Below are 540 nucleotides of genomic sequence, written 5' to 3'. Positions count from 1 at the left end.
ATCATGTCACTCGTATCCCTGCGCCAGTTGCTCGACCACGCGGGAGAGTTCGGCTACGGCGTGCCGGCTTTCAACGTCAATAATCTGGAGCAGATCCACGCCATCATGGAAGCCGCCGAGGAGACCGACAGCCCGGTCATCCTGCAGGCCTCGGCCGGCGCGCGAAAATATGCCGGCGAGGCCTACCTGCGCCACATGGTGCTGGCGGCGGCGGAGACACATCCGGATATTCCCATCGTGCTGCACCAGGATCACGGCTCCAGTCCGGCGGTGTGCCAGGCCTCGATCCGCTCCGGCTTCACCAGCGTGATGATGGACGGGTCGCTGCGCGAAGACATGAAGACCCCGTCGGACTACGATTACAACGTCGGCGTGACCCGCCGCGTGTGCGAGATGGCACACGCCGTAGGAGTATCGGTGGAGGGCGAACTGGGCTGCCTGGGCTCGCTCGAAACCGGCCAGGCCGGCGAGGAGGACGGCGTCGGCGCCGCCGGCATCCTGTCGCACGACATGATGCTGACCGATCCGGAGCAGGCGCGC

Annotated in this window: 1 protein-coding gene; it reads left to right on the top strand. The window is 66.1% G+C overall.

Annotation, left to right across the window (positions count from 1 at the left end; genetic code table 11):
* Nucleotides 1-3 precede the first annotated feature (3 nt).
* The coding region (locus AC1DKD_RS41890; RefSeq protein ID WP_477144818.1) for a class II fructose-bisphosphate aldolase at nucleotides 4-540 on the top strand (537 nt) is incomplete at its 3' end.

Source organism: Cupriavidus sp. 05T313 (genome assembly GCF_056396665.1).
This window is presented reverse-complemented; position numbering and strand designations above follow the sequence as displayed.